Raw genomic sequence first — 22,460 nt, 5'->3', positions numbered from 1 at the left:
GGACGGGGGTGTGGGCGCGGGCCGCGCGCTCTGCGGCGCAGTGGGGGAAACCGGCGGCGGAGGGACACAGGCGGACACGAGCAACGCCGCCATGGACGAAGTGAGTGCTGCCAGCGGGAGGGAGCGGGAAACGGTGGCGCGACTGCGCGGATTTGCCTTCATCCCCTTGGTATGGAATGGGGCGGGCTCCTTCTCAAGTGCGCACTGTCCCATGACCGACCCATCAAAGCCCCGTTCTGTCGAAAAGTCCCGAGCCTCGGGAGCCGCCAAGGCTGCAAAAGTGCGCGTCGACCAGTTGCTGGTCGATCGCGGGTTGGCCGAAAGCCGCACCCGCGCCCAGGCGCTGATCCTGGCCGGACTTGTTTTCTCTGGTGAGACCAAGATCGCCAAGTCGGGGCAAAGCCTCAAGGACGACGCGCCCCTGGAGGTGCGGGGGCGCGATCACCCCTGGGTTTCGCGCGGGGGGGTCAAGCTGGCCCATGCGATCGAGCATTTCGAACTCGATCCGGCCGGTGCGGTGGCGATGGACATCGGTAGCTCGACCGGCGGCTTCACCGATGTGCTGCTGACCAATGGGGCGGTAAGGGTCTTCGCGGTCGATTCGGGCACCAATCAGCTGGCGTGGAAATTGCGAAACGATGCGCGCGTCACCGTGTTGGAACAGACCAGCGCCCGCATCCTGACGCCCGCCGAGATCGACGCGCCTTGCGACTGGGTCGTGTGCGATGCCAGCTTCATCGGCCTCGCCAAAGTGCTTGACGTGCCGCTGCGACTGGCCGCGCCGCGCTGCCGGCTGGTGGCGCTTATCAAGCCGCAATTCGAGGTCGGGCGCGGTGAAGTGGGCAAGGGCGGCGTCGTGCGCGACCCGGTCCTGCACGAACGCGTCTGCGGCGAGGTGCGGGAGTGGTTGGAAGGCGCGGGCTGGACAATTCAGGGAATCGTCGAAAGCCCGATCAAAGGGCCGGAAGGAAATGTCGAGTTTCTCGTTTCGGCACAGAGGGGACAGTAAGGTAACGCGGCGATTGCGCCCGGGCCTGCGCCGTTCCACAAACTGCGCGGATTACTGGTTAAACCTTCGATTCGGAGAATTGCACGCTAATGAACCTGCTTGCCTCGTCAGGCCAGTTGCGTGCCAGTTTCATGCGTTGGCTGCTCGTATGCGTTCCTGTCATCGTATTGCTGGGCTTCCTGTCCGGCACCCTGTCGCAAAGCGGCCCTGAAAATCCCTGGTTCGCCGAACTGGTGAAGCCGGCCGGCTATCCGCCGCCGATCACATTCGCGGTCGTCTGGACGTTGCTCTATATCATGCTGGGCGTAGCGCTGGCACTGGTGCTGGCGGCACGCGGTGCGCACAGGCGCGCAATTGCCGGGGGGGGCTTTGCGGTGCAGTTCGCGCTCAACCTCGCGTGGTCGCCGATATTCTTCGGCGCACACCAGATGACGGCGGCGCTGGTCGTAATCCTGCTGATGCTGGGTGCGGCGGTCGTGACCACTGTGCTGTTCGCCCGGGTTCGGCCGCTGGCAGGGGCGCTGCTGGTGCCTTACCTGGTGTGGCTGGTATTCGCGACGTACCTCAATTTCGCCTTTCTGCACGAAAACCCCGGCCTCGATGGGGTGCAGCGTTCGGGCGCGGCGGCGCGTTTCGACATTTAAGCCTCTTGCGCGGCATCTGCACTCGTACCATTTAGGCGCCATGCAAAGCGAAAACCCCTTCGTCGCCGATTTCGTAAAGATGATGAACAGCGCCGCCGGCACGCTCGCGGGCGTCGGCCGCGAAGCGCGTGACGGTGCGCGTGAGCGGTTCAAGGAACTCATGGGCGACATGGACTTCGTCAGCCGCGAGGAATTCGACGCGGTCAAGGAACTGGCCGCAACCGCCCGCGCGGAGACAGAAAACCTCAAGGCCCGCATCGAGGCCCTCGAAGCCAAGCTCGGCAACTCCTGAACTGAACTTAGCCGTTTCAAGCTGACTGGCCGCTTGCCCATCGCGGGCTGAGCGGCCACAGCGGCAGCGATGCATTTTCGCGCGCCCGCCATCGTCTGTGCCGCCTTGCCGCACGGCGAGAACGGCATCATCGCGCGGCTCCTGACCGAGCAGCACGGCCTTGTCGCGGCCTATGTCGCAGGGGGCCGAGGGCGGCAACTGCGGCCGGTCCTGATCCCCGGTAACAGGGTGGACGCCGAAATCCGCTCGAAATCGGAAAGCCAGCTTCCTTTCGCCCGCGTCGAACTGGAACAGAGCCGCGCGCCGTGGTTGAGCGAGCCTCTACCCGCTGCGGCGATCGGCTGGGTCACGGCGCTGACCGCAACGGCGCTGCCCGACCGTCAGCCGTTTCCCGTGTTGTACGGTGCGCTGGAGGGGCTGTTGGAGGCGATCTGCGTGGCTCCGTCGGCACGCGGCTGGGCCTTGGCTCTGGTACGATATGAAGTGCTGCTGCTGCGCGAGCTGGGGTACGGCACCCCGGTATCACGCCCCCCGGATGACGATTGGACCGCACTTCTGGACACATTCGACCGGGTCGGACGCGAATTGGGCCGCTACCCGCTTGCCGATCGCCGCAGAGACGTTATGGCGGCGCGCGTCCAGCTGCGTGAGCGGCTGGGACGGATCGACACCTAGAAGCAGAGCGGAAAAACACCCATGCGCATCGCGGTTTTTGCTGGAGACGGAATCGGCCCCGAGGTTACCGAGCAGGCCCTGCGCGTGCTTGAGAAGCTCGAACTACCGGGCCTCGAACTCGTCAAGGGTGATGTCGGCGGCGCGGCTTACCGCAAACACGGCCATCCGCTTCCGGCCGAAACGCTGGAGATCGCACGCTCTGCTGATGCTATCCTGTTCGGCGCCGTTGGCGATTTCACGCTCGACCATCTCGAACGCGCGCTGCGCCCCGAACAGGCGGTTCTCGGCCTGCGCAAGGAACTCGGTCTGTTCGCGAACCTGCGCCCTGCGCAAGTGTTCGCCGGCCTTGAGGACCTCAGCACGCTGCGTCCGGAAGTGTCGGCCAGGATCGACCTGCTGATCGTGCGCGAACTCACGGGCGACGTGTACTTCGGCGAGAAGGGAACCCGAACGCTGGAAGACGGCCGCCGTCAGGGCTGGGACATGATGTCCTATGCAGAGGACGAAGTGCGCCGCATCGCCCATATTGGTTTCAAGGCCGCGCAGGGTCGTTCCGGCAAGCTGTGCTCGGTCGACAAGGCGAATGTGCTGGAGACCTCGCAGCTCTGGCGCGACGTGGTGATCGAGGTTTCGGCTGAATACCCGGATGTCGAACTGACCCACATGTACGTCGACAACGCGGCGATGCAGATGGTGAAGAACCCCGGCGCCTTCGACGTGATCGTCACCGGCAACCTGTTCGGCGATATTCTTTCGGACCAGGCCAGCATGTGTGTCGGCTCGATCGGCCTGCTGGCTTCGGCCAGCCTTTCTGAAGCAGGTGGGGCCGAGGGCACTTTCGGCCTTTACGAGCCGATCCATGGCTCCGCCCCGGACATTGCCGGCAAGGGCCTGGCCAATCCGATGGCGACGATTCTCTCGGCAGCCATGCTGCTGCGCCATTCCTTCGGTCTCGAAGAGCCGGCGGCGCGTATCGAGGCGGCGGTTGCGGCCGCGTTGGCGGCGGGCGTCAAGGGCGGCGACCTGGGCGGCAATGCCGGTACGAAGGAAATCGGTGACGCGGTCCTCGCACACCTCTAAAGACTCCATTTTTCGGAGTATGCCGGTGCGGCAGAATGGACATTTGCCCGTTCTGCCGCCCCGAGGCTAAAAAGCGATAAGGGTTTCTTGACCTTGACTACCTACAACCGGGGCGCATGAACATTACGAGTTCCGAAATTACGCAGGCAGCAGACGCAGGCGAGCGCTATGTAAAGCCGCTCGAACTGGCTGTGGTCCTGCCGACCTATAACGAGCGCAAGAACGTTGCGACGATGATCGCGCGCCTTGAAAAGGCGCTGGCCGGGATTGCCTGGGAAGTGATCTTCGTCGACGACAACAGCCCGGACGGCACCTCCGACGAGGCTCGTCGCCTGTCGCTGATCGATCCGCGTGTGCGCTGCATCCAGCGCATCGGCAGGCGAGGCCTTGCCAGCGCCGCCATCGAGGGCATGTGCTCCACGTCCGCGCCGATCGTTGCGGTGATGGACGCCGACCATCAGCATGATCCGGCCCTGCTGCCGGGGATGCTGCACGCGGTCGCCTCGGGCGAATTCGACATCTCCTATGCCTCCCGCTTCGCCGAAGGCGCCAGCACCGAAGCCTGGGGCCGTCCCGATCGCGTCAAGGCTTCGGGTCTGGCCAACCGGATCGCCAACAAGGTGACTGGCGTAGAGCTGACCGATCCGATGAGCGGCTTCTTCATGCTGCGCACGCAGACCCTTCGCGCCGACGCCCACCGCCTTTCCGGTGTGGGCTTCAAGATCCTTCTCGATATCCTGGCGACGGTCGATACGCCGCTTCGGGTCAAGGAATTCCCCCTGAACTTCGCCGCCCGCGCGGAAGGCGAGAGCAAGCTGGACCAGACCGTAGTGTTCGAATTCCTCGTAGGTCTTTACGACAAGTGGCTGGGCCGCATCATCCCGACCCGCTTCGCGCTGTTCGGCACGGTGGGCGCCATGGGCGTTCTGGTGCAGCTGGGCGCGCTGTGGATCATGCTCCACCTCGTCTTCGCCGAGCGTTTCGTTTACGGCAACTGGTCGGAAAGCACGACCTTCAACATCGCCAATACCCTAGCGGCGGTCGTGGCGATGAGCTTCAACTTCGTGCTCAACAACGAGCTGACCTATTCCGACAAGCGCCTGCGCGGTTTCGGTCCGGTGATGCGCGGCTGGGCACAGTTCGCGGTGACCTGTTCGCTGGGTCTCCTTACCAACATCGGTTCGGCCGCTGTACTCAAGACCATCGGCGTGCATGACGTGCTGGCGGTAATCACCGGTATCGTGCTGGGTTCTGTGTGGAACTTCGCGCTGTCCTCCAAGTTCGTCTGGGGCAAGTACTGAGCCTGCGCATCGCCGTACCGCGCCTGCAAGTCGTCCTCCTGGGGCTGACGGCGGCTGCGGCCCTGCTCAGCCTCGTCGATACGCCGTACCCCGACCTCGCGCCGCTGCAGAACCTGCCGACGCTCGCCATCGTCGGCGGCATCGGCCTGTCGCTGCGACGCTGGCCCATGCCGACCAGCACGGTGCTGTGCGTCTGCCTGTTCCTGTGGCTGCATACGCTGGGCGGGCGCTACATCTACTCCTTCGTGCCTTACGAGGACTGGGCGAGCGCGCTCGGCCTGCCGTCTCCTGCGCAGACGTTGGGCCTCTCGCGCAATTCTTGGGACCGGCTGGTCCATCTCAGCTTCGGGCTATGCTGGGTGCATCCGATTTCAACCTGGCTGGCGCGGCACAAGGGGCTGTCGGCCTCGCTCGCCGCCTATATCGCGGTGGAATTCGTGTTGGCCGGCAGCGCGGTCTATGAGATTTTCGAATGGCTGCTTACGGTCTTCATGGCCGGGCCGGATGGGGCGGCGTACAACGGACAGCAGGGCGACCTTTGGGACCCGCAGAAGGATATGGCGATGGCGGGATCGGGCGCGGTCATGGCCGTAGCCGTGCTGCGTCTGCGCGCCCGGCGCACCGCATCCTGATGTCTGCAACCATTTAGGTCGTAAGCTCGACATCCGGGTCGGCGTGTTGGGCTAAGATGTGGTTTAAAGCCGTTGCTACGGAAACCACGCGTCCGTTTTAGGGTTCGAACCGTCGCCCCGGCCCCGCATTAGGCCGTACTCTTCGGCGGAAGATCCTGCGACGGCGCCTTATCGCCAACTCGGCAGCCACATCCAGAAATTGTAGGCGCTCTTGAAGGGCAGTGGCCAGCCCGAGAGGATCGGGTAGAACAGCGCGAACAGCGCCAGCGCGAGTATCATCACTCCGGTAGCAACTTTGGGCCCGCGCCCCCGCCGGTCCCACAGCGAATCGAGTGCCAGCGCCAGCACCGCCATCAGGAAGGCGCCCGGCAGCAGGTAGTGATAATAGAATTGCACCGGCTTGCCATTGACGATCCACATGCCCAGGCATGCGGCGTAGAGCACGACAAAGGCCAGCACGTCCCACCGGCGTCGGAATGCCGATGCCCACAGACCCCACACCAGCGCGAAAAGGCCGGCGATCATCGAGAGCGGGTTGCCGATCATGACGATGCCGCGCTGGGCACCGTCGACGTTCTCGAACAGATACCAGATGCCCCGCCAGTCCGCGACCCACTGATACCAGTAGGTGCGGTAGGGGTGGGGCTTCTTCACGCTGTCCTGCAGGCGGATCATCAGTTCGTGCTGTTCGATCACGCCCCAGGGGGACACCGCGTGATGTGGGTAGAACATAGCCGGTAGATAGGTCGCCCAGTAGACCGCGAGTGGGAACAGCCCCAGCCAGAGCGCAGCTTCGGTCAGCGTAATGCCCTTGATCGGCCCGGCGCCCCGGCGGCCGATGCGCATGGCCCCCGTCTCTCGCAGGCGCAGGATCAGGAAGGCGAGGCCCGGCATCATCAGCGCCGGGGCCGCGCTCCATTTCGCGCCGAGGCACAGGCCAAGCGCCATTCCGCTCGCGATCAGATGCAGGCGGGCAGGTCCGGTTCTCCGGGCGCGCAGGGCGGCGGCGAACTGCCACAGCCCGACCATGCATAGCCCCGCCGAAATCATGTCGAGCATGGCGATGCGGCTCTGGACAAACCACATGAAATTGGTGGCGAGCAGCGCGGTCGCAGCGATCGTCGCCCGGCGGCGCTGGGTCAGGTGCCAGTTCAGCCGCGCAAAGGCGAAGAGGCCAAGGCCGCCGAACAGGGCAGGGCCCAGGCGCCAGGCCAGGGGCCGGTCGCCGAGCAGGTGGATCAGGCCGGCGATCACTTCCTTGCCCAGCAGCGGATGTTCGCGGTTGGCCGGGATAAGGTCCAGCAGCTTGAGGGCTGCTGGCACGTAGTGGATCTCGTCGAAGTAATAGCGGGTGGGTGTGCCGATGCGCCACAGCGCCAGGGCTTGGAACAGCGCAACGATGAGAAGGCACCAACCGAGCGGGTCGCGCTGCCCGCGTGGGCTGAGAGTTTGTAGGGCGTTCAACGGCATCGGAGCGGCGGGATAAGGGGGTTCGCAGGTTTCGGCAAGGGCGCCCGGCCGGTGCCTCGCGGGGGGTGTTCGCCATGCGCATCCGCTTGCGCTCGCAGCCCCGCGCTTCTAGAGGCTTGGGCCATGAAACGCACCACCGGACAGGACCGTACCCAGACCCGCAACTGGCGCCCCGCCACCCGCGCGATTCGCGGGGGAACCTGGCGTTCCGAGATGGGCGAAACGAGCGAGGCGCTGTTCCTCACCTCGGGCTATTCCTATGACGATGCGGCCACCGTCGCCGCGCGGTTTATGGGCGAAGAGGAAGGCATGACCTACTCGCGCCTGCAAAACCCCACGGTGGCGATGCTTGAGGAGCGCATAGCGCTGCTCGAAGGTGCAGAGGCGTGCCGGACGCAGGCCACCGGCATGGCGGCGATGACCGCCGCGCTGCTGTGCCAGCTGTCGGCGGGCGACCATATGGTTACCGCGCGCGCGGCCTTCGGTTCGTGCCGCTGGCTGGGCGACCATCTCCTGCCGCGCTTCGGCGTGGAAGTGACGGTGATCGATGCGGGCGACCTCGCGCAGTGGGAAGCGGCGATCCGCCCCAATACCAAGGTCTTCTTCTTCGAGACCCCGGCTAACCCGACTATGGACGTCGCCGACCTCGCCGGTGTCGCCGCGATCGCCAAGGCGCACGGGATCACTACCGTCGTCGACAACGCCTTCTGTTCGCCCGCTCTGCAGCGGCCGATGGAGTTCGGGATCGATGTCGTCGCCTATTCCGCGACTAAGCTGATGGACGGGCAGGGCCGTGTCCTCGCCGGCGCCGTCTGCGGTTCGGAAGAATTCATCAACGACAAGCTGCTGCCGTTCCAGCGCAACACCGGGCCGAACCTTTCGCCGTTCAACGCCTGGGTGGTGCTGAAGGGCCTCGAAACGCTCGACCTGCGCGCCAAAAAGCAGAGCGAGAACGCGCTCGCACTCGGCAAGTTCGTCGAAAGCCGCGTGCCGAAGATCCTGCACCCCTGGCTCGACAGCCACCCGCAGCAGGCACTGGCGATGAAGCAGATGGATGCCTGCGGGCCGATCTTCAGCTTCGTGCTGGACGGCGGGCGCGAGCAGGCCTGGGGCCTTCTCGATGGATTGAAGCTAATCGACATCTCGAACAACATCGGCGATTCGCGTTCGCTGATGTGCCACCCGGCTTCGACTACGCACCACAACATGGGCCCCGAAGGCCGCGAGGCGATGGGCATCGGCGAAGGCATGCTGCGCATCAACGTGGGCCTGGAAGACATCAATGACCTGATCGAGGACTTCGATCAGGCGCTGACGAAGGTGGGCCTCTGAGTTCCGTTCCCCCCGGGTGCGTCCCGTGGGGGAACTACGCCTTCTCAACACGGTTGTAGCCTTGTGGAATCGTCGTTAGGCTGCCTCTCGTCATGAAGGAACTGTTCCAGCATAGCGCCATCACCGATGGCCTCACGGTACGAGTTGCCGTCAATTTCCTGCCCGAGCAATCGCGCATCGAGGCGGGCAAGTGGTTCTGGGTCTATCACATCCGAATCGAGAACGAGACGGGTGAGACTCTCCAACTCGTCACCCGCCACTGGCGTATCACCGACGCCACCGGCAAAGTCGACGTGGTCGAGGGTGAGGGCGTCGTCGGCGAACAGCCGGTGCTCGCGCCGGGACGCAGTCACGATTACGTATCGGGCTGCCCGCTCTCCACGCCGCAGGGTTCGATGGAAGGGCACTACACCTTCCGTCGGCAGGACGGGCGGGAGTTCAAAGCACTGATTCCCTATTTCCCGCTGGCTGCGCCCGCTACCGCCGGTTGACGCCGCTGCAGTCTGGGCCATTGCCCCGCAGCGCGCCTGCGCATAGGGAAGCGCCATGAAGCGCACGCACCTGCCCCTCAACGCCCTGCGCGTCTTCGATGCGGCCGCCCGGCACCTGTCATTCACCCGCGCGGCGGACGAACTGGCAGTCACACCCGCCGCCGTCGGCCAGCAGATTCGCGCACTGGAAGACCTGATGGGGGTGGTGCTGTTCCGCCGCACCAGCAAGGGCTTGGAACTGACCGAGGAAGCGGGCGCAGGCCTTGCCGCGCTGCGTACCGGGTTCCTCCACTTCGAAGATGCGGTGCAGGCGATGCAGGCGGGCCAGTCCAGCCACGTCTACACCATCGCCGCCCCGCGTGAGTTCTTCGCTGCTTGGCTCGCCCCGCGCCTTGCCGCCTTCCGCGCGGTCAATCCGCAGGTGCGCTATATCCTCGTCGACGGCGAGATGACCGATTTCACCGAGGCGAACCTCGACCTCGCCGTGCGCTGGACCGAGGGGCCGGGCGACCTCGAAGGGATGCCGCTGGGCAGCGCCGAATGGGTCGAAGTGGGCAGCGGTGACTGGATCGGCTGGCCGGGCGATCCTACCCCTGACGCCGAGGCAGAGGCCGAGGACGCCAAGCCGCCGATCATGGTGGGTGATGCCGGACAGGCGATCGCCGCCGCGCTTGCCGGCATGGGCCGCGCGCATGTGCCGGCCTTGCTGGTGGCGGGTATCGGGGGCAACGGCCGCGACGAACTGGTAGGCGCCGCGGTATCCTGCCGGCGCGGCTATTGGCTGGTCGCTCCCTTGCCGCAGTGGCGGCAGAAGAAGGTCAAGGACCTTGTCGCGGCGCTGACTGCCGAGTCCTGACGGCGCGGTCCTTCGAAAAGCTCAGGACAAGCGAATCTCAGGATACGCCGCTTTCTCCGGCAATAGTCTTGCCCGAACCCCGCTCAGGCTAGGCCTGTGGAAGTTCGGGCGCGCAGTCAGCCGTCGACCTTTTCGGCCTCCATCGCGGCTTCCTTTTCCGCATGGATGCGGTCCAGTTCGGCGCGGCTCTTCTTTTCTGCAGCCGTCTTGAGCTGGCCGCAGGCGGCGTCGATGTCGCGGCCGCGCGGGGTGCGTACCGGGGCCGAGATACCACCCTGGAAGACGATGTCCGAGAACGAGCGGATACGCTCGGGCGTCGAGCATTCGTACTGCGCGCCGGGCCAGGGATTGAACGGGATCAGGTTCACCTTGGCGGGCAGGTCGTATTTGCGCAGGAGGCGGACGAGTTCGCGCGCGTCGGCGTCGGAATCGTTCTTGTCCTTTAGCATCACGTATTCGAACGTGATGCGCCGGGCGTTGGATGCGCCGGGATAGTCGGCGCAGGCCTGGAGCAGATCCTCAAGGCCGTACTTCTTGTTGATCGGCACGATCTCGTCGCGCACTTCCTTGGTCACCGCGTGGAGCGAAACCGCCAGGTTCACGCCGATCTCCTCGCCGCAGCGGGCCATCTGCGGGATCACGCCCGAAGTGGAGAGCGTGATCCGGCGCTTGGAAAGGGCCAGGCCTTCGCCGTCCATCACCAGCTTGAGCGCATCGCGCACGTTGTCGAAATTATACAGCGGCTCACCCATGCCCATCATCACGATGTTGGTAAGCAGGCGCCCGCCCGACGAGTAGGATCCTTCGTCTTCGTCCTCATCGAGGCCTGCCATGGTAGCGGGGCGGGTGTCGCTGATGCCATTGGGCCATTCGCCCAGCGCATCGCGTGCGAGCATGACCTGGCCGACGATTTCGCCCACCGTCAGGTTGCGCACCAGGCGCATGGTGCCGGTGTGGCAGAACCGGCAGTTGAGCGTGCAGCCCACCTGCGAGGAGACGCACAGCGTTCCCCGGTCCGCATCGGGGATGAAGACCATCTCGTAATCGTGCGCGTCATCGGTGCGCAGCAGCCACTTGCGGGTGCCGTCGCTGGAATGCTGGGCCTCGACGATCTCGGGGCGGCCGACGACAAAGCGCTGCGCCAGCCAGGGGCGCATGGTCTTCGCGATGTCGGTCATCGCGTCGAATTCGGTAACGCCGCGATGATAGAGCCAGTGATAGACCTGCTTGGCGCGCAGCTTTGCCGCCTTGGCGTCCAACCCGGCGCTTTCGAACAGTTCGGCGATGCGCTTCTTCGGCAGGCCGAGGAGGTCGATGCGGCCATCGTCGCGCGGGGTCACACCGTCTACGATGCCGGGGCGCGGCACCGGCATGGGGTCGATATGGCCCGGGATCGGCATGAGGCCGGCAGCGGCGGCTGCGCCGGCTGGGAGGTCGTTCGTGTCTGACATGATGGGCGGGCATATAGGGCATCCGGGGGCAAAACGGAAGATGGCCCCCCTCGCGCGGGCATGGCGGGCCTGCGCGAACGGTGCGGGCCACCATCCAGTTCCCTCGTCCCAGCGCGCAAAACATTCCATATGTCGACTGAGTGTTGCCGGAAAACATCAATGATTTCGTTGTGTTAGGTTCAGGAAACTCCGCCGCTCCGAGCGGCATTTCATCAGTCCAAGGCGGAGAAATCCGCTGGATGGAAAGGCGGAAAAACCGCCGCATGGAATGATCGGAGTACCTTTATGAAGAAGATCCTTGTCTGTCTCGCCGCCGGTTCCGCGATGGCTTCTGCCCCGGCCCTGGCGCAGGACGCGGGCCCGGCGGAATCGTTCTCGGGCTTCCACGTCGAGGCCCTGATGGGATATGACGTGTCCAAGGCCGGAAGCAGCGTCGACGACGACGTCAATGAAGACAACGATCAGTCGATCGACGGCTTCGCTTACGGGGTGGGCGCGGGTTACGATATGCGTTTCGGCAACGTGGTCGTCGGTCCCGAGGCGGAAGTGACTTGGTCCACCGCCAAGACAAAGTTCAACGACGGCGACTTCGAGGGCTTCGGCATCGGCAACGTCAAGACCAACCGCGACCTCTATGTCGGCGCGCGCCTCGGTTACGTCGTGAGCCCCAGGACGATGATCTACGCCAAGGGCGGCTATACCAACGCCAAGTTCGACGTGCGCAATGCCAGCGGCACTGTCACCACCAACAGGGACATCGACGCGGACGGCTGGCGCATCGGTGCTGGCGTTGAGCAGGCGGTGACCAACAACGTCTTCGCGAAGCTCGAGTACCGCTACTCGAACTACGAGAAGGGCGAACTCGACTATACCGGCGACTTCCCCGACGGCCAGCGCTTCGACCTGGACCTCGACCGTCACCAGGTGATGGCGGGCGTAGGCGTGCGTTTCTAAGCAGACTCACCTCGCGGCGAGGGAAGGGCGGCGCTGGGAGGCGCCGCCCTCTTCGTTTGGGTTAGTTCGGGGGACAGCGCGCCTATCGTATCCTTGCGCAGCCGATCAGCGCCGCATCCATCGCCGAGGCCGCGCCCGGAAGCGCCCAGGTATTGGCGAAAGGACGCCCCTTCGCATCGCGCGCATACACCGTCATCGATGGGGCCGAGCGCATGGCGGCGACGATCGCGGCGTTGTCGGTATCGCTGCTGGGCCAGGCGTCGCCGCCGCCGGCCGTCAGCACGATGCGTTGGCCGCCGATGCGCAAGGTGACCTGCTTGCCCTGCGCAAGCTTGCGCGAGAGACGCAGGTGTACCTGGCTGCGCGCGCCGCGCCGGGGCCAGCTGCCGATCGCGGCATAGGGCTGGTAGTCGCGGCTCATGGCGCTGGGGTCGGCCATGGCGATAGCATAGCAGCGCGGAACCAGCGGATCGCGAAACGCGCCCCAGTTGCCGTAAAGGCCAAGGCTCTCGCGGGCGAGGGCGGGCGACGCGGCGAGTGCCATCAGCACGGGCAACGCAAGCAGGCGTAAGGCGGATCGGCGCATAGCGGAGCCTATAGGGGCTATCCTCCCGCATTGGAAAGCGTTCCCCGCATTGAACCGGATGCGGCGGATTGGTTGTTGCGTTGCAACATGGGCGGCCGCACAGTTCACGCTTGGGCGTTGCTGCCGCGCTTTGCTGGAGTTGACCATGGCTTACGAGTTCATCGTGATCGGCAGCGGCCCTTCGGGGCGGCGCGCGGCGATTCAGGCGGCGAAGCTGGGCAAGTCCGTCCTTGTTATCGAAGGACGCCAGCGTGTCGGCGGAGTATCCGTGCATACCGGCACGATCCCCAGCAAGACCCTGCGCGAAACCGCGCTGAACCTTTCAGGCTGGCGCGAGCGAGGATTCTACGGGCGCTCCTACCGGGTCAAGAAGGAGATCGGTAGCGAGGACCTATCGATCCGTCTTGGCAAGACGCTGGACCACGAGGTCGATGTGCTGGAGCACCAGTTCCTGCGTAATGGCGTGGCGACGATGGCAGGCTTCGCGCGCTTCATGGATGCCAATCGGGTGGTCGTGACCTTCCCCGACGGCAGCGAGTTGATTGTCGAGGGGGAGCGCTTTCTCATCGCCGTGGGCACGGTGCCCTATCAACCTGACAATGTGGATTTTTCCGACCCCGACATCCTGGATTCGGACGAGGTCGTGAACATCCCGCGTCTGCCGCGCTCGCTGGCGGTCGTCGGCGCCGGGGTGATCGGGATCGAGTATGCGACGATCTTCTCGGCGCTCGACGTCGCCGTCACCGTGATAGAACCGCGCGAGACGTTCCTCGATTTCGTCGACCGGGAGATCATCGAGGAGTTCGTGAACCAGCTGCGCGACCGGGGCGTTACCTTCCGGCTCGGTTCTCCCGCCGCGAAAGTTGAGAAGGGCGCGGATGGGCGTGTCGTCACCACGCTGGGCGACGGGCGGACGGTGCGCAGCGAGATGCTGCTCTACTGCGCCGGGCGCATGGGCGCGACAACCGGGTTGGGGCTGGATGCCTGCGGGCTGAAGACCGACATGCGCGGGCGCCTATCCGTCAATCCCGAGACGTACCAGACCGCTGTGCCGCACATCTATGCCGCCGGCGATGTGATCGGTTTTCCCAGCCTCGCCTCGACCTCGATGGAGCAGGGGCGCATCGCTGCCTGCCATGCTTTTGGCCTGCCTTTGCCGCCGGCGCCCGCGTTCTTCCCTTATGGCATTTACGCGGTGCCCGAAATCTCGACAGTGGGCATGACCGAGCAGGAAGTGCGGGAACGGGGCATCAACTACGAGACAGGTATCGCCCGTTTCCGCGAGACCAGCCGGGGCCACATCATGGGCCTGCAGCAGGGCCTCATGAAGATGATCTTCTCGAACAAGACCCGTCGCCTGCTGGGCGTCCACATCATCGGCGAGGGCGCGACCGAACTGATCCACATCGGCCAGGCGGTGCTGAACCTGAAGGGCACGATCGACTATTTCATCGAGAACACCTTCAACTATCCGACGCTGGCGGAAGCCTACAAGATCGCCGCGCTCGACGCCTGGAACCGCATGGCGCGGTGAGGGAGTTTTCGGTTTGCCGCGTCATCATCTCCACCTGATTAGAAGACGCTTTAGAACAAGCTCCACAGCGGGTTGTCCGGGTCGGACAGCAGCTTGATCGTCAGCGCGAACGACATGACCACCAACAGGGGGCGCACGCCTTTTCCGCCGAAACGCATGGCCAGCCGCGCGCCGACCTGGTTTCCCGCGACGTTGGCGGCGGCCATCCCGGCCCCCAGCAGCCACAGCACCTTGCCGCCCGCGATCATCGCGGCAAGGCCGGCGATGTTGGTGGAAAGGTTCAGGAACTTGGTATTGGCGATGGCCCGGACCAGGCCGAGCCCGCCCAGCGCCACCAGCGCGGTGGTCATGAACGATCCGGTGCCGGGGCCGAAGAAACCGTCGTAGAAACCGATGCCGGTGGTGATCAGGGTCAGCCCGCGGCGGCCGATACGGGCATGGCGGTCCACTTCGCTCATCGGCGGGGCGAACAGGAAGTACAGGCCCATCGCGATCAGCAGGACCGGCACGAAGGCCGCCAGGAACGCCGGCTCGATGAACTGGACGGCGGTGCCTCCCGCCAGAGAGCCGAGGAAGGCACCCAGCGCCGGGACCGCAAAAGCCTTCAGGTCGACATGACCGGCGCGGTGGAAGGTCAGGAAAGCCGATGCGGTGCCGATGGTGCTTTGCAGCTTGTTTGTCGCCAGCGCCGAGACGGGCGGTATCCCGGCGGCCATGAGCGCCGGGATCGTCAGCAGTCCGCCGCCGCCTGCAAGCGCATCCACCCCGCCTGCGAGAAAGGCGATGGCGATCAGGAAGGAGAAGGCTTCGACGGTCAGTTCCATGCCGCCCGTTAAGCCGAGGTCGGCGCGAAAGGCAAAGTGAAGCTAAGGATAAGTGATCGCCATGATCTCCCATTCCTTCTCGCCGGAGGGCAGGCGCACGATGCGCAGGTCGCCCACGGCGGCGCCGCGCAGGGCGCGAGCGATGGGGGCGCTCCAGCCGATGCGGCCAGCGGAGGCGTCCTGTTCGTCATCGCCGACGATGGTGAGGGTGAGGCGCTCGTCCTCCTCGTCGGCCAGTTCCACGGTAGCGCCGAAGAAGACTTTGCCGCGCTCGCTCTGCGCGGAAGGATCGACCACGCGCAGCGCTTTCATGCGGCGGGCGAGGTAGGACAGTTCGCGGTCGATCTCGCGCATGCGCTTGCGGCCATATAGGTAGTCGCCGTTTTCCGAGCGGTCACCATTGCCCGCCGCCCATGATACGATCTCGACGATCGCCGGGCGCTCCGTGCCGAGCAGATGGTCGTAGCGGGCGCGCAGGGAAGACATCCCTGCGGGGCTGATCGGGGGACCGGTGAGATTCATATCGGATGCTTAGATAGCCGGGCGAGGCCGGCCAAGACCTGGAACATGTACTCTCCCCGGTTGCATTGCTTTCATTAGTCCGACAAATAACTCCGGCTATGAAGGCGGAGAGAGGGAGCACTGCCATGGATATGTCGCGCCGGACGGCGATTCTTGCGGCCACGGTTTCGCTGGGAGGGTTGGGTTTCGAGGCAGGCGCTGCGTCGGCGTCCGCTCCGGCGCCGGCCGGCTCCGCCCTGAAACCGACAGCCCTGCAACCGACGACCACGCTGGCGCCGCGCCCGCCGATGGGCTGGAACAGCTGGAACAGTTTCGCAGGCACAATCACCGAGACGCAGGCGCTCGAAACCGCAGCGATCATGCGCGATAAGCTGCTGCCCTCCGGCTACGACGTCTTCACCGTCGACATCCAGTGGTATGAGCCCGAGGCGAGCAGCTACACCTACAACGCCAACCCGGTCCCGGCGCTGGATGCCCACGGGCGGCTGGTGCCTGCGCCGAACCGCTTTCCCTCGGCGGCAGAGGGCAGGGGCTTTGCGCCGCTGGCGGCGAAGGTCCACGCGATGGGGCTGAAGTTCGGCATCCACGTAATGCGCGGCATCGCTCGACATGCGGTGAAGCAGAACCTGCCGGTGCTGGGCACCGCCTACCGTGCGCAGGACATCGCCGATACCTCCAGCATCTCTTCGTGGAATCCGGACATGTACGGCGTCGATATGACGAAGGCGGGTGCGCAGGACTACTACGACGGGCTGTTCCGGCTCTACGCCTCGTGGGGTGTGGACTTCGTCAAGATGGACGACATGAGCCGCCCCTACGATGCCCACGCGCCCGAGATCGAGGCGGCCGCCAAGGCCATCGCTCGTTGCGGCCGGCCGATGATGCTCAGCCTGTCACCGGGCGAAACGCCGGTGCTACGGGGCGAGCATGTTCGCCGGCATGCCCAGATGTGGCGCATTTCCGACGATTTCTGGGACGAATGGGCGCAGCTCGAAGCACAGTTCACGCGGCTGGAAAACTGGACGCCCTATCGCGGCCCCGGTTCCTGGCCCGATGCCGACATGCTGCCGCTGGGCCGACTGGCACTGGGTGAGCGCGATACCCGCTTCACGCCGGACGAACAGCGCACACTGATGACCTTGTGGTCGATCGCCCGCTCACCGTTGATCATGGGCGGCGATCTGCGTCACCTCGATGCCGCGACGCTGGCGCTGCTGACCAACCCGGAAGTGCTTGCCGTCAACCAGCGCAGCCAGGGTAATGCCCCGCATTTTCTGGAGGATGGCATCCGTGCCTGGTCGGCTTGGAGCGAGGACGGCAAGGCCCGTTATCTCGCCCTGTTCAACACCGGCGATAAGCCCCGCGATGTCACCGTGGCCTTGCGCGCCGTGGGCATGGCGGGACCGGCGAAGGTCCGCGACCTGTGGCAGCGCCGCGATCTGGCTCCGGTGCGGGATGCTGTGAGCACGCACCTTGCCGCCCATGCCGGAGTTCTGTTCCGACTGGACGGCATGGGCTGAAAGCTGATCAGCCCGGCTCGCGCTTGCCTGGCATCAGGCGGGTCAGCTTGTTGGCGCCAGTGTAGTCGGACTTGCCGGGATACATCGATTCGTAAACCACAGCGTTTTCCAGCACGCGCTGGACGTAGTTCTTGGTTTCATAGATGGGGATCTGCTCCATCCAGTCGATCCATTCGATAGCGCCGGTGCGCGGATCGCCGTTGGCGCGCAGCCACTTGTTCACGTTACCCGGACCGGCGTTGTAAGCCGCAACGGCAAGCGGGGTGGCGCCGCCGTAATAGTCCATCATCCGCGCGAAATAGCCGTCGCCGAGACGGATGTTGTATACCGGATCGCTGACCAGCGCCGATTGATCATAGGGTAGTCCCAGCTTGCCAGCCTGTTCGCGTGCGGTCCCGGGCATAAGCTGCATCAGGCCGCTGGCGCCCGCGTGGCTGAGCGCGTTTTGTGCGAACTGGCTTTCCTGCCGGGCCAAGGCGTGGACCATGGTCCAGTTGGTACCGGCGGGCGCGGGGATCAGCGGGAAGGCGATCTGGCCGAATTCCTCGTAACCGCTGGCATGGGCGCTCTGCCCCATGATCACCGCAAGGTCGCGGCGGCCGATCTGCTGCGCTAGGTCGGCGACAAGGACGTGATCCTCGGCGTCCTGCGCCTGATCGGAGATTTCGCGGAAGAACTGGACGCCGGTGCGCCAGTCGGCATCGCGGGCCACATCGCGCACCGCCAGAGTGATCGGCAGAGACTGGAACGACGTGCGCTGGGCTTGGCTAGGCACGGCAGTGGAGCGGGTATCGAGGTTCGGGATCGGCCGGCGCAGGCGTTCGAGCGAAAGCTGGCCGTAGAAGTACTGCGGGTACTGCGCTGCCATCTCGAAGTAGCGGTTCGCGCCAGCCATGTCGCCGCCCTGGGCCAGCGCGCGGCCTGCCCAGTAGAACCCCTTGGAGCGGGTGCCCGGAGTCTGCGCGGCGGCGCCGTAGCGGTAGAACAGCGGCGCGGCGCGGCGGGTGTCACCCAGCGACCAGAGCGCCTTGGTGCCGCCCAGCCACATCAGCGTCGTATAATCGTCCCGCAGGCGGAAGGAGAGTCGGCTGATGTCGGTGCCGGGGGCGAAACCGTCGTCGATGGAGGAGGCGATCCTAACCGCGCTACTGCCATCTGCTCCGCGCGCGGCGGTGAGCAGTTCCTTCACCCACAGTTCCTGTTCGGGCACCGGGCGGGCTAGCGGCGGGCGATTGGCGAGCAGGGCGATCGCGCCCTGCAGGTTGCCCGCCCGGCGCGCCTGCACCGCGCGGTTGTAGACATAGCCCGGATCGGAGGAAATCTGTGCGGGTAGAGTCACGCCCATGGTCCCCGGCGCCATGCCCTGCAGCAGCGAGAGGCGCTCCATGAACTCGGCACGGCGGGCGGGGGAGACGAACGAGATCTGCCGCTCTGCCTGCGCCGTTTCGCCCTGCCACAGCAATGCATCCATGCGCGCATCGTGGTCGGCGCTGGTCAGCCGGCTCTGATAGAGCGAGTACAGCGCGGTTTCGTCCTGCGGGGTCAGCCCGCCCTTGCGCCAGGCGGCAATGGCATTGGCGGCCGCATCGGCGCGGCGCATCGTCGAAAGCGCCACGGCGTAGCGTCCCGCGGCCCGGCTGCCCAGCGGCTCAAAGCGATCGAAGAAGGCTATGACCGAACCCGCATCGGGTGATTCTGTCAGCAGGGATTTTTCCGCGAATCCGCGCAATTTGTCCTGCTGGGGATAGCCGGGATAACGCAGCAGGAAGCTGGTATAGGCGGCGAAGCCCATGCGGTCGTTGGCGGAAAGCAGCTTCCAGCGGTCGATCGACTGATGGACCGCCATGTCGTGCGATTGCATCGACTGCGCGCGCGCCGTGTCCCACTCACGCCCGTCGGAAGACTGGGCCTGTGCAAGGGAGGGCGCGGCGAAAGCGAATGCCGCAAAAATGGCTGGGGAAATGCTCAGCAGCAGGTGAGGGGTGCGCAACATGCTGGACATTTTGGAAAGAGGCTCCTTATCAGGCGCTGAACGTGAAGTCCGGGCAGCGGGGTGGTTCCCCGTCAGGGCCGATCATTGAACACCACCAGAGGTAAAGTCCATGTTCTCCGGCTCCATTCCCGCGCTTGTCACACCGTTTCGCGACGGAGCGTTCGACGAACAGGCTTTTCGTCGCCTCGTCGACTGGCAGATCGAGTCGGGTTCGTCCGCTCTGGTCCCCTGCGGTACCACCGGCGAAAATTCGACGCTTTCCAACGCCGAACACCACCGCGTGATCGAAGTCTGCATCGAGCAGGCAGCGGGCCGGGTGCCGGTCATCGCCGGCTGCGGCAGCAACGACACCACCAACGCGCTGCTGCACATGACCTTCTCGAAGAAGTGCGGCGCCGCCGCGGCGCTGCTGGTGGCGCCTTATTACAATCGCCCGAGCCAGGAGGGCCTGCTCGCCCACTTCGGCTATCTGGCCGAAAATATCGACCTGCCGATCGTGCTTTACAACGTGCCGGGTCGCACGGTCACCGACCTGCTCCCTGAGACGGTGTGCGAACTGGCCCGCCGTCATCCCGGCCGCTTCATCGGCATCAAGGACGCCAGCGGCGACCTTTCGCGCGTGACCGACCACCGCATGGGCATCGGCAAGGACTTCGTGCAGCTTTGCGGCGACGATGAACTGGCGCTGCCGTTCAACGCGGCCGGCGGCGTGGGCTGCATTTCGGTGACTGCCAATGTCGCGCCGAAGCTCTGCGCCGAGTTCCAGGCCGCCTGCGCCGCTAACGACCTCGAGGAAGCGCGCCGCCTCAACGACCTGCTTTACCCGCTGCACTACGCCATGTTCGAGGACAGCTCGCCCGGTCCTTGCAAGTACGCGCTGGCGCAGGTCCACGACTGGATCGAGAACGAACTGCGCCTGCCGCTGGTCCCTTGTGGCGACAAGGCACGCCAGGCTGTGGACGATGCGCTGGTCCACGCAGGCCTGCTGTGATCCGCCGTGGGTTCAGCGCAGAGCCCGCGCGGAACCCACGCAATCCTGCGGGATCGAGCCCCGCCCTTGACCCCCGCCGCTTTCAGTCGACGGGGTTGTGTTTGAGGACGAAGCGCATCGTTTCGGCGAGCATCTGCTTGCGGGTGTCCCCGCGCGAGAGCCAGTGGTCCTCGCCATTGAGAACCACCATTTCGTAAGGCTTGCCGGCGTCCTTCAGGGCGTCGGCCATGGCCCGGCTCTGGGCTATCGGCACCACGGTATCGTCCTTGCCGTGGATCAGCAGTACGGGGGCATCGGCCTTGGCGGCAAAGCGCCGGGGCGAAATCTCGGCATAAGTCTTGGGATCGCCCAACTGCTCGCGCAGAGATTTCCACGTCATGCGCGAATTACCCGATTCGCGGACGTCGGTGTTGTACATGGACATCACGTCGGCGACCCCGGCGACCGAGACGGCGCAGCGGTACAGCCCCTGTTGCAGGGTGACCCCGGCCAATGCCGCATAACCGCCATAGCTTGCGCCGACAATGCAGGCGCGTTTGGGGTCGACCACGCCGCGCCGTGCCAGTTCGGCAAGCCCGTCCGAGATGTCGGTCTGCATCTTGCGGCCCCATTCGCCGAAGCCCGCGCGCCGAAAGACGTCGTCGCGATTGGTGGAGCCCCGGAAGTTGGGCTGCAGCACCGCATAGCCCCGCGACGCGAAAGCCTGTGCCCACCAGTCGAACCCGGGATCGCTGCGCGACGAGGGACCGCCGTGGGGCAGGAGGATCACCGGCAGGTTTTTCGCGTTGCGCCCCGGCGGCAGGGTAAGGACACCGTTCATCGTCAGCCCGTCCTGCGCGGTATAGTCGACCAGCGACACCGGCCCCACGGCGTCCGCAGGAATGGCGGTGCGCTCGAATCCGATCGGGCTGGCGTGGCGGGCCTTGACGTCCACCAGATACCAGGTCCCGCTGTCCCCATTGCCATCGGTGCGCACCAGGACCTCGGCGAAGTCGGGGCTCCAATCCACAAGATGGGTTTCGCGGCCCTTGAAGGCCTTCAGAATGCGGGTGACGGCGCTGTGGTGCGTGGGGTCGTAAAGCCGCGTCTCTGCGCCTTCGCCCGCGCTGCGATAGCCCAGCAGCCTGCCGGTTCCCCGGTCCACGAACAGCCGGTCGATCGCGATGCCGGGCAGGAATTCGCTGGTTTCGCCGCCAGCCAGCGGTGCTTCGAACCAGCGGGTGTTCTTGTCCTCGTCCTCGATGCTGTAGAGAATCGTGGTGCCATCCTTGCCGAAGCTTACGAGGCTGACGTTGCCGGTAGGGTCGACGCCGCGGGCCAATTGGCGCTTGTCGGGGCCGAGGATACGCCAGGTGCCGGTACTTTCCGACATGTCCATCGTCACTGCCACGTTGCCTGCGGCATCGATCAGCCAGTCGTTGTAGTGGTCCTCGCCGGCGGGACCGGCGACGTGGCGCGCGCGGTTCGTGGCGATGTCGACAGCGTAGAGTGTCGACCGGCCGTGGCGCCATTGGGGAGATGTGCCTCTGGTGTCCAGGGTGATGCCGCCGAAGTAGCCGACCGTCTTCCCGCCGATCGTGCGCACACCGAACCGCCCGCGGGTAGTATTGGCGATCTCCTTGTTCTTGCTGAAGATCATCCCCGAGGCTGCGCCGTTCAGCGATACGATAACCGTGCCCGTAAGCTCTGCCTTGCTGGCGATGAACTGCGAGCCCAGCGATACGGTGGCGGTGTTGGTGACGAGCAGCGTATCCTTGTCCGCCCAGTCGATCGAGCGGACTTTGGTCTCGCCCGTCGCTCCCCGCAAGTAGACCTCGTTGTCCCGGCCCACGACAAGGATGCTGCGCTTACCTTCGTCCTGCACGACACTCGCGATTCGGGCGCCGTCGGGTGAAATGGCAGCATCCTCGACCGAGGGCAGTTCGCCGTAAGCCTCCAGCGGTATGAGCTCGGCGGCCAGCGCGGCGGCGGGGGCAAGCCAGATGGCCGTGGCAGTCGGCAACAGTAAAACACCGGCCAGAACGGCCCTGAATTTAGATCGCACCTGAAGCATATCCCCCTGATTTACCGGTCGACTATTTCGCAGGCTCGGCGTCGGTGCAAGTCATGCGAGATCGACTTGGGGATTAATTGCATGTCACCGTGAAAAACGGATGCAGTCAGTTTGCAGGTATCGGCGTGGCGGGAAATCCCGCCTTCGCCGACCTCACCGGGCATGGCCGCCCACGCAGACATGGCGAAACGGCGGGCAATTCCTGCACCGTCCACCAGTTCGACGCGGGCGGCAAAATGGTGGACCCGAA

The 22,460-nt window shown here is 65.2% G+C and carries 21 protein-coding genes; 14 read left to right on the top strand and 7 right to left on the bottom strand.

Annotation, left to right across the window (positions count from 1 at the left end; translation table 11 throughout):
* Positions 1–211 precede the first annotated feature (211 nt).
* From GVL61_RS16110 to GVL61_RS16080, 7 genes are all read left to right on the top strand, one after another.
* Positions 212–1,009 carry a TlyA family RNA methyltransferase gene (locus GVL61_RS16110; RefSeq protein WP_159981675.1) on the top strand — a complete coding sequence of 266 codons (798 nt, stop codon included), beginning with the start codon at positions 212–214 and terminating at the stop codon, positions 1,007–1,009.
* Positions 1,010–1,098: 89 nt separating this feature from the next.
* Positions 1,099–1,653, top strand: coding sequence for a TspO/MBR family protein (locus GVL61_RS16105; RefSeq protein ID WP_159981674.1), 555 nt, complete (start codon positions 1,099–1,101; stop codon positions 1,651–1,653).
* Between the two features lie 40 nt (positions 1,654–1,693).
* Positions 1,694–1,945, top strand: coding sequence for an accessory factor UbiK family protein (locus tag GVL61_RS16100; protein ID WP_159981673.1), 252 nt, complete (start codon positions 1,694–1,696; stop codon positions 1,943–1,945).
* Positions 1,946–2,014: 69 nt separating this feature from the next.
* On the top strand, positions 2,015–2,620 hold the full coding sequence (locus GVL61_RS16095) for a DNA repair protein RecO (protein WP_159981672.1): 606 nt from the start codon (positions 2,015–2,017) through the stop codon (positions 2,618–2,620).
* 21 nt (positions 2,621–2,641) lie between these two features.
* Entirely contained in the window at positions 2,642–3,700 is a 1,059-nt protein-coding gene (gene leuB, locus GVL61_RS16090) for a 3-isopropylmalate dehydrogenase (protein WP_159981671.1), read from the top strand.
* Positions 3,701–3,816: 116 nt separating this feature from the next.
* Positions 3,817–5,001, top strand: a complete 1,185-nt coding sequence (locus GVL61_RS16085; protein WP_159981670.1) for a glycosyltransferase family 2 protein — start codon at positions 3,817–3,819, stop codon at positions 4,999–5,001.
* Complete coding sequence (locus GVL61_RS16080; protein WP_235037731.1) at positions 4,956–5,633, top strand: DUF2238 domain-containing protein; 678 nt, start codon at positions 4,956–4,958, stop codon at positions 5,631–5,633. Before GVL61_RS16085 ends, GVL61_RS16080 begins: the two co-directional genes overlap by 46 nt.
* Positions 5,634–5,801: 168 nt before the next feature.
* Here the strand turns inward: GVL61_RS16080 and GVL61_RS16075 are convergent, their stop codons facing one another.
* A complete protein-coding gene (locus GVL61_RS16075) occupies positions 5,802–7,103 on the bottom strand; it encodes a phospholipid carrier-dependent glycosyltransferase (protein ID WP_159981669.1) in 1,302 nt (433 codons plus the stop codon).
* Between the two features lie 123 nt (positions 7,104–7,226).
* Here GVL61_RS16075 and GVL61_RS16070 point away from each other — a divergent pair, with 123 nt between their 5' ends.
* From GVL61_RS16070 to GVL61_RS16060, 3 genes are all read left to right on the top strand, one after another.
* The gene (locus GVL61_RS16070; protein ID WP_159981668.1) at positions 7,227–8,435 is read left to right on the top strand and encodes a PLP-dependent aspartate aminotransferase family protein; all 1,209 of its coding nucleotides are present in this window, start codon (positions 7,227–7,229) and stop codon (positions 8,433–8,435) included.
* Between the two features lie 92 nt (positions 8,436–8,527).
* Positions 8,528–8,926 carry a Co2+/Mg2+ efflux protein ApaG gene (apaG, locus tag GVL61_RS16065; RefSeq protein ID WP_159981667.1) on the top strand — a complete coding sequence of 133 codons (399 nt, stop codon included), beginning with the start codon at positions 8,528–8,530 and terminating at the stop codon, positions 8,924–8,926.
* 55 nt (positions 8,927–8,981) lie between these two features.
* Entirely contained in the window at positions 8,982–9,782 is an 801-nt protein-coding gene (locus GVL61_RS16060; RefSeq protein WP_159981666.1) for a LysR family transcriptional regulator, read from the top strand.
* 116 nt (positions 9,783–9,898) lie between these two features.
* Here GVL61_RS16060 and rlmN read toward each other — a convergent pair whose 3' ends face one another.
* Positions 9,899–11,233 (bottom strand): 23S rRNA (adenine(2503)-C(2))-methyltransferase RlmN, encoded by a 1,335-nt coding sequence (rlmN, locus tag GVL61_RS16055; protein ID WP_159981665.1) that lies wholly within the window; start codon positions 11,231–11,233, stop codon positions 9,899–9,901.
* 285 nt (positions 11,234–11,518) lie between these two features.
* On the opposite strand from rlmN, the gene GVL61_RS16050 reads away from it, so the two are divergent.
* Positions 11,519–12,187, top strand: coding sequence for an outer membrane protein (locus GVL61_RS16050; RefSeq protein ID WP_159981664.1), 669 nt, complete (start codon positions 11,519–11,521; stop codon positions 12,185–12,187).
* Positions 12,188–12,269: 82 nt separating this feature from the next.
* On the opposite strand, the gene GVL61_RS16045 is transcribed toward GVL61_RS16050, so the two are convergent.
* Positions 12,270–12,773 (bottom strand): hypothetical protein, encoded by a 504-nt coding sequence (locus tag GVL61_RS16045; RefSeq protein WP_159981663.1) that lies wholly within the window; start codon positions 12,771–12,773, stop codon positions 12,270–12,272.
* Positions 12,774–12,918: 145 nt separating this feature from the next.
* On the opposite strand from GVL61_RS16045, the gene sthA reads away from it, so the two are divergent.
* Complete coding sequence (gene sthA, locus GVL61_RS16040; protein WP_159981662.1) at positions 12,919–14,307, top strand: Si-specific NAD(P)(+) transhydrogenase; 1,389 nt, start codon at positions 12,919–12,921, stop codon at positions 14,305–14,307.
* A 50-nt stretch (positions 14,308–14,357) separates the two neighbouring features.
* On the opposite strand, the gene GVL61_RS16035 is transcribed toward sthA, so the two are convergent.
* The gene (locus GVL61_RS16035; RefSeq protein WP_159981661.1) at positions 14,358–15,131 is read right to left on the bottom strand and encodes a TSUP family transporter; all 774 of its coding nucleotides are present in this window, start codon (positions 15,129–15,131) and stop codon (positions 14,358–14,360) included.
* Between the two features lie 42 nt (positions 15,132–15,173).
* Positions 15,174–15,653 (bottom strand): transcription elongation factor GreB, encoded by a 480-nt coding sequence (gene greB, locus GVL61_RS16030; RefSeq protein WP_159981660.1) that lies wholly within the window; start codon positions 15,651–15,653, stop codon positions 15,174–15,176.
* 125 nt (positions 15,654–15,778) lie between these two features.
* Between greB and GVL61_RS16025 the strand changes: the two genes are divergently transcribed.
* Positions 15,779–17,173: a glycoside hydrolase family 27 protein gene (locus tag GVL61_RS16025; protein ID WP_159981659.1), complete on the top strand. Its 1,395-nt coding sequence runs from the start codon at positions 15,779–15,781 to the stop codon at positions 17,171–17,173.
* Between the two features lie 7 nt (positions 17,174–17,180).
* Here GVL61_RS16025 and GVL61_RS16020 read toward each other — a convergent pair whose 3' ends face one another.
* On the bottom strand, positions 17,181–19,175 hold the full coding sequence (locus tag GVL61_RS16020) for a lytic transglycosylase domain-containing protein (RefSeq protein WP_159981658.1): 1,995 nt from the start codon (positions 19,173–19,175) through the stop codon (positions 17,181–17,183).
* A gap of 100 nt (positions 19,176–19,275) precedes the next feature.
* On the opposite strand from GVL61_RS16020, the gene dapA reads away from it, so the two are divergent.
* On the top strand, positions 19,276–20,157 hold the full coding sequence (gene dapA / locus GVL61_RS16015) for a 4-hydroxy-tetrahydrodipicolinate synthase (RefSeq protein ID WP_159981657.1): 882 nt from the start codon (positions 19,276–19,278) through the stop codon (positions 20,155–20,157).
* Between the two features lie 82 nt (positions 20,158–20,239).
* Here dapA and GVL61_RS16010 read toward each other — a convergent pair whose 3' ends face one another.
* Positions 20,240–22,159, bottom strand: a complete 1,920-nt coding sequence (locus GVL61_RS16010; protein WP_368667126.1) for an alpha/beta fold hydrolase — start codon at positions 22,157–22,159, stop codon at positions 20,240–20,242.
* Between the last annotated feature and the right edge of the window lie 301 nt (positions 22,160–22,460).

This window comes from Novosphingobium sp. 18050, assembly GCF_902706195.1.
Classification (GTDB): domain Bacteria; phylum Pseudomonadota; class Alphaproteobacteria; order Sphingomonadales; family Sphingomonadaceae; genus Novosphingobium.
This window is presented reverse-complemented; position numbering and strand designations above follow the sequence as displayed.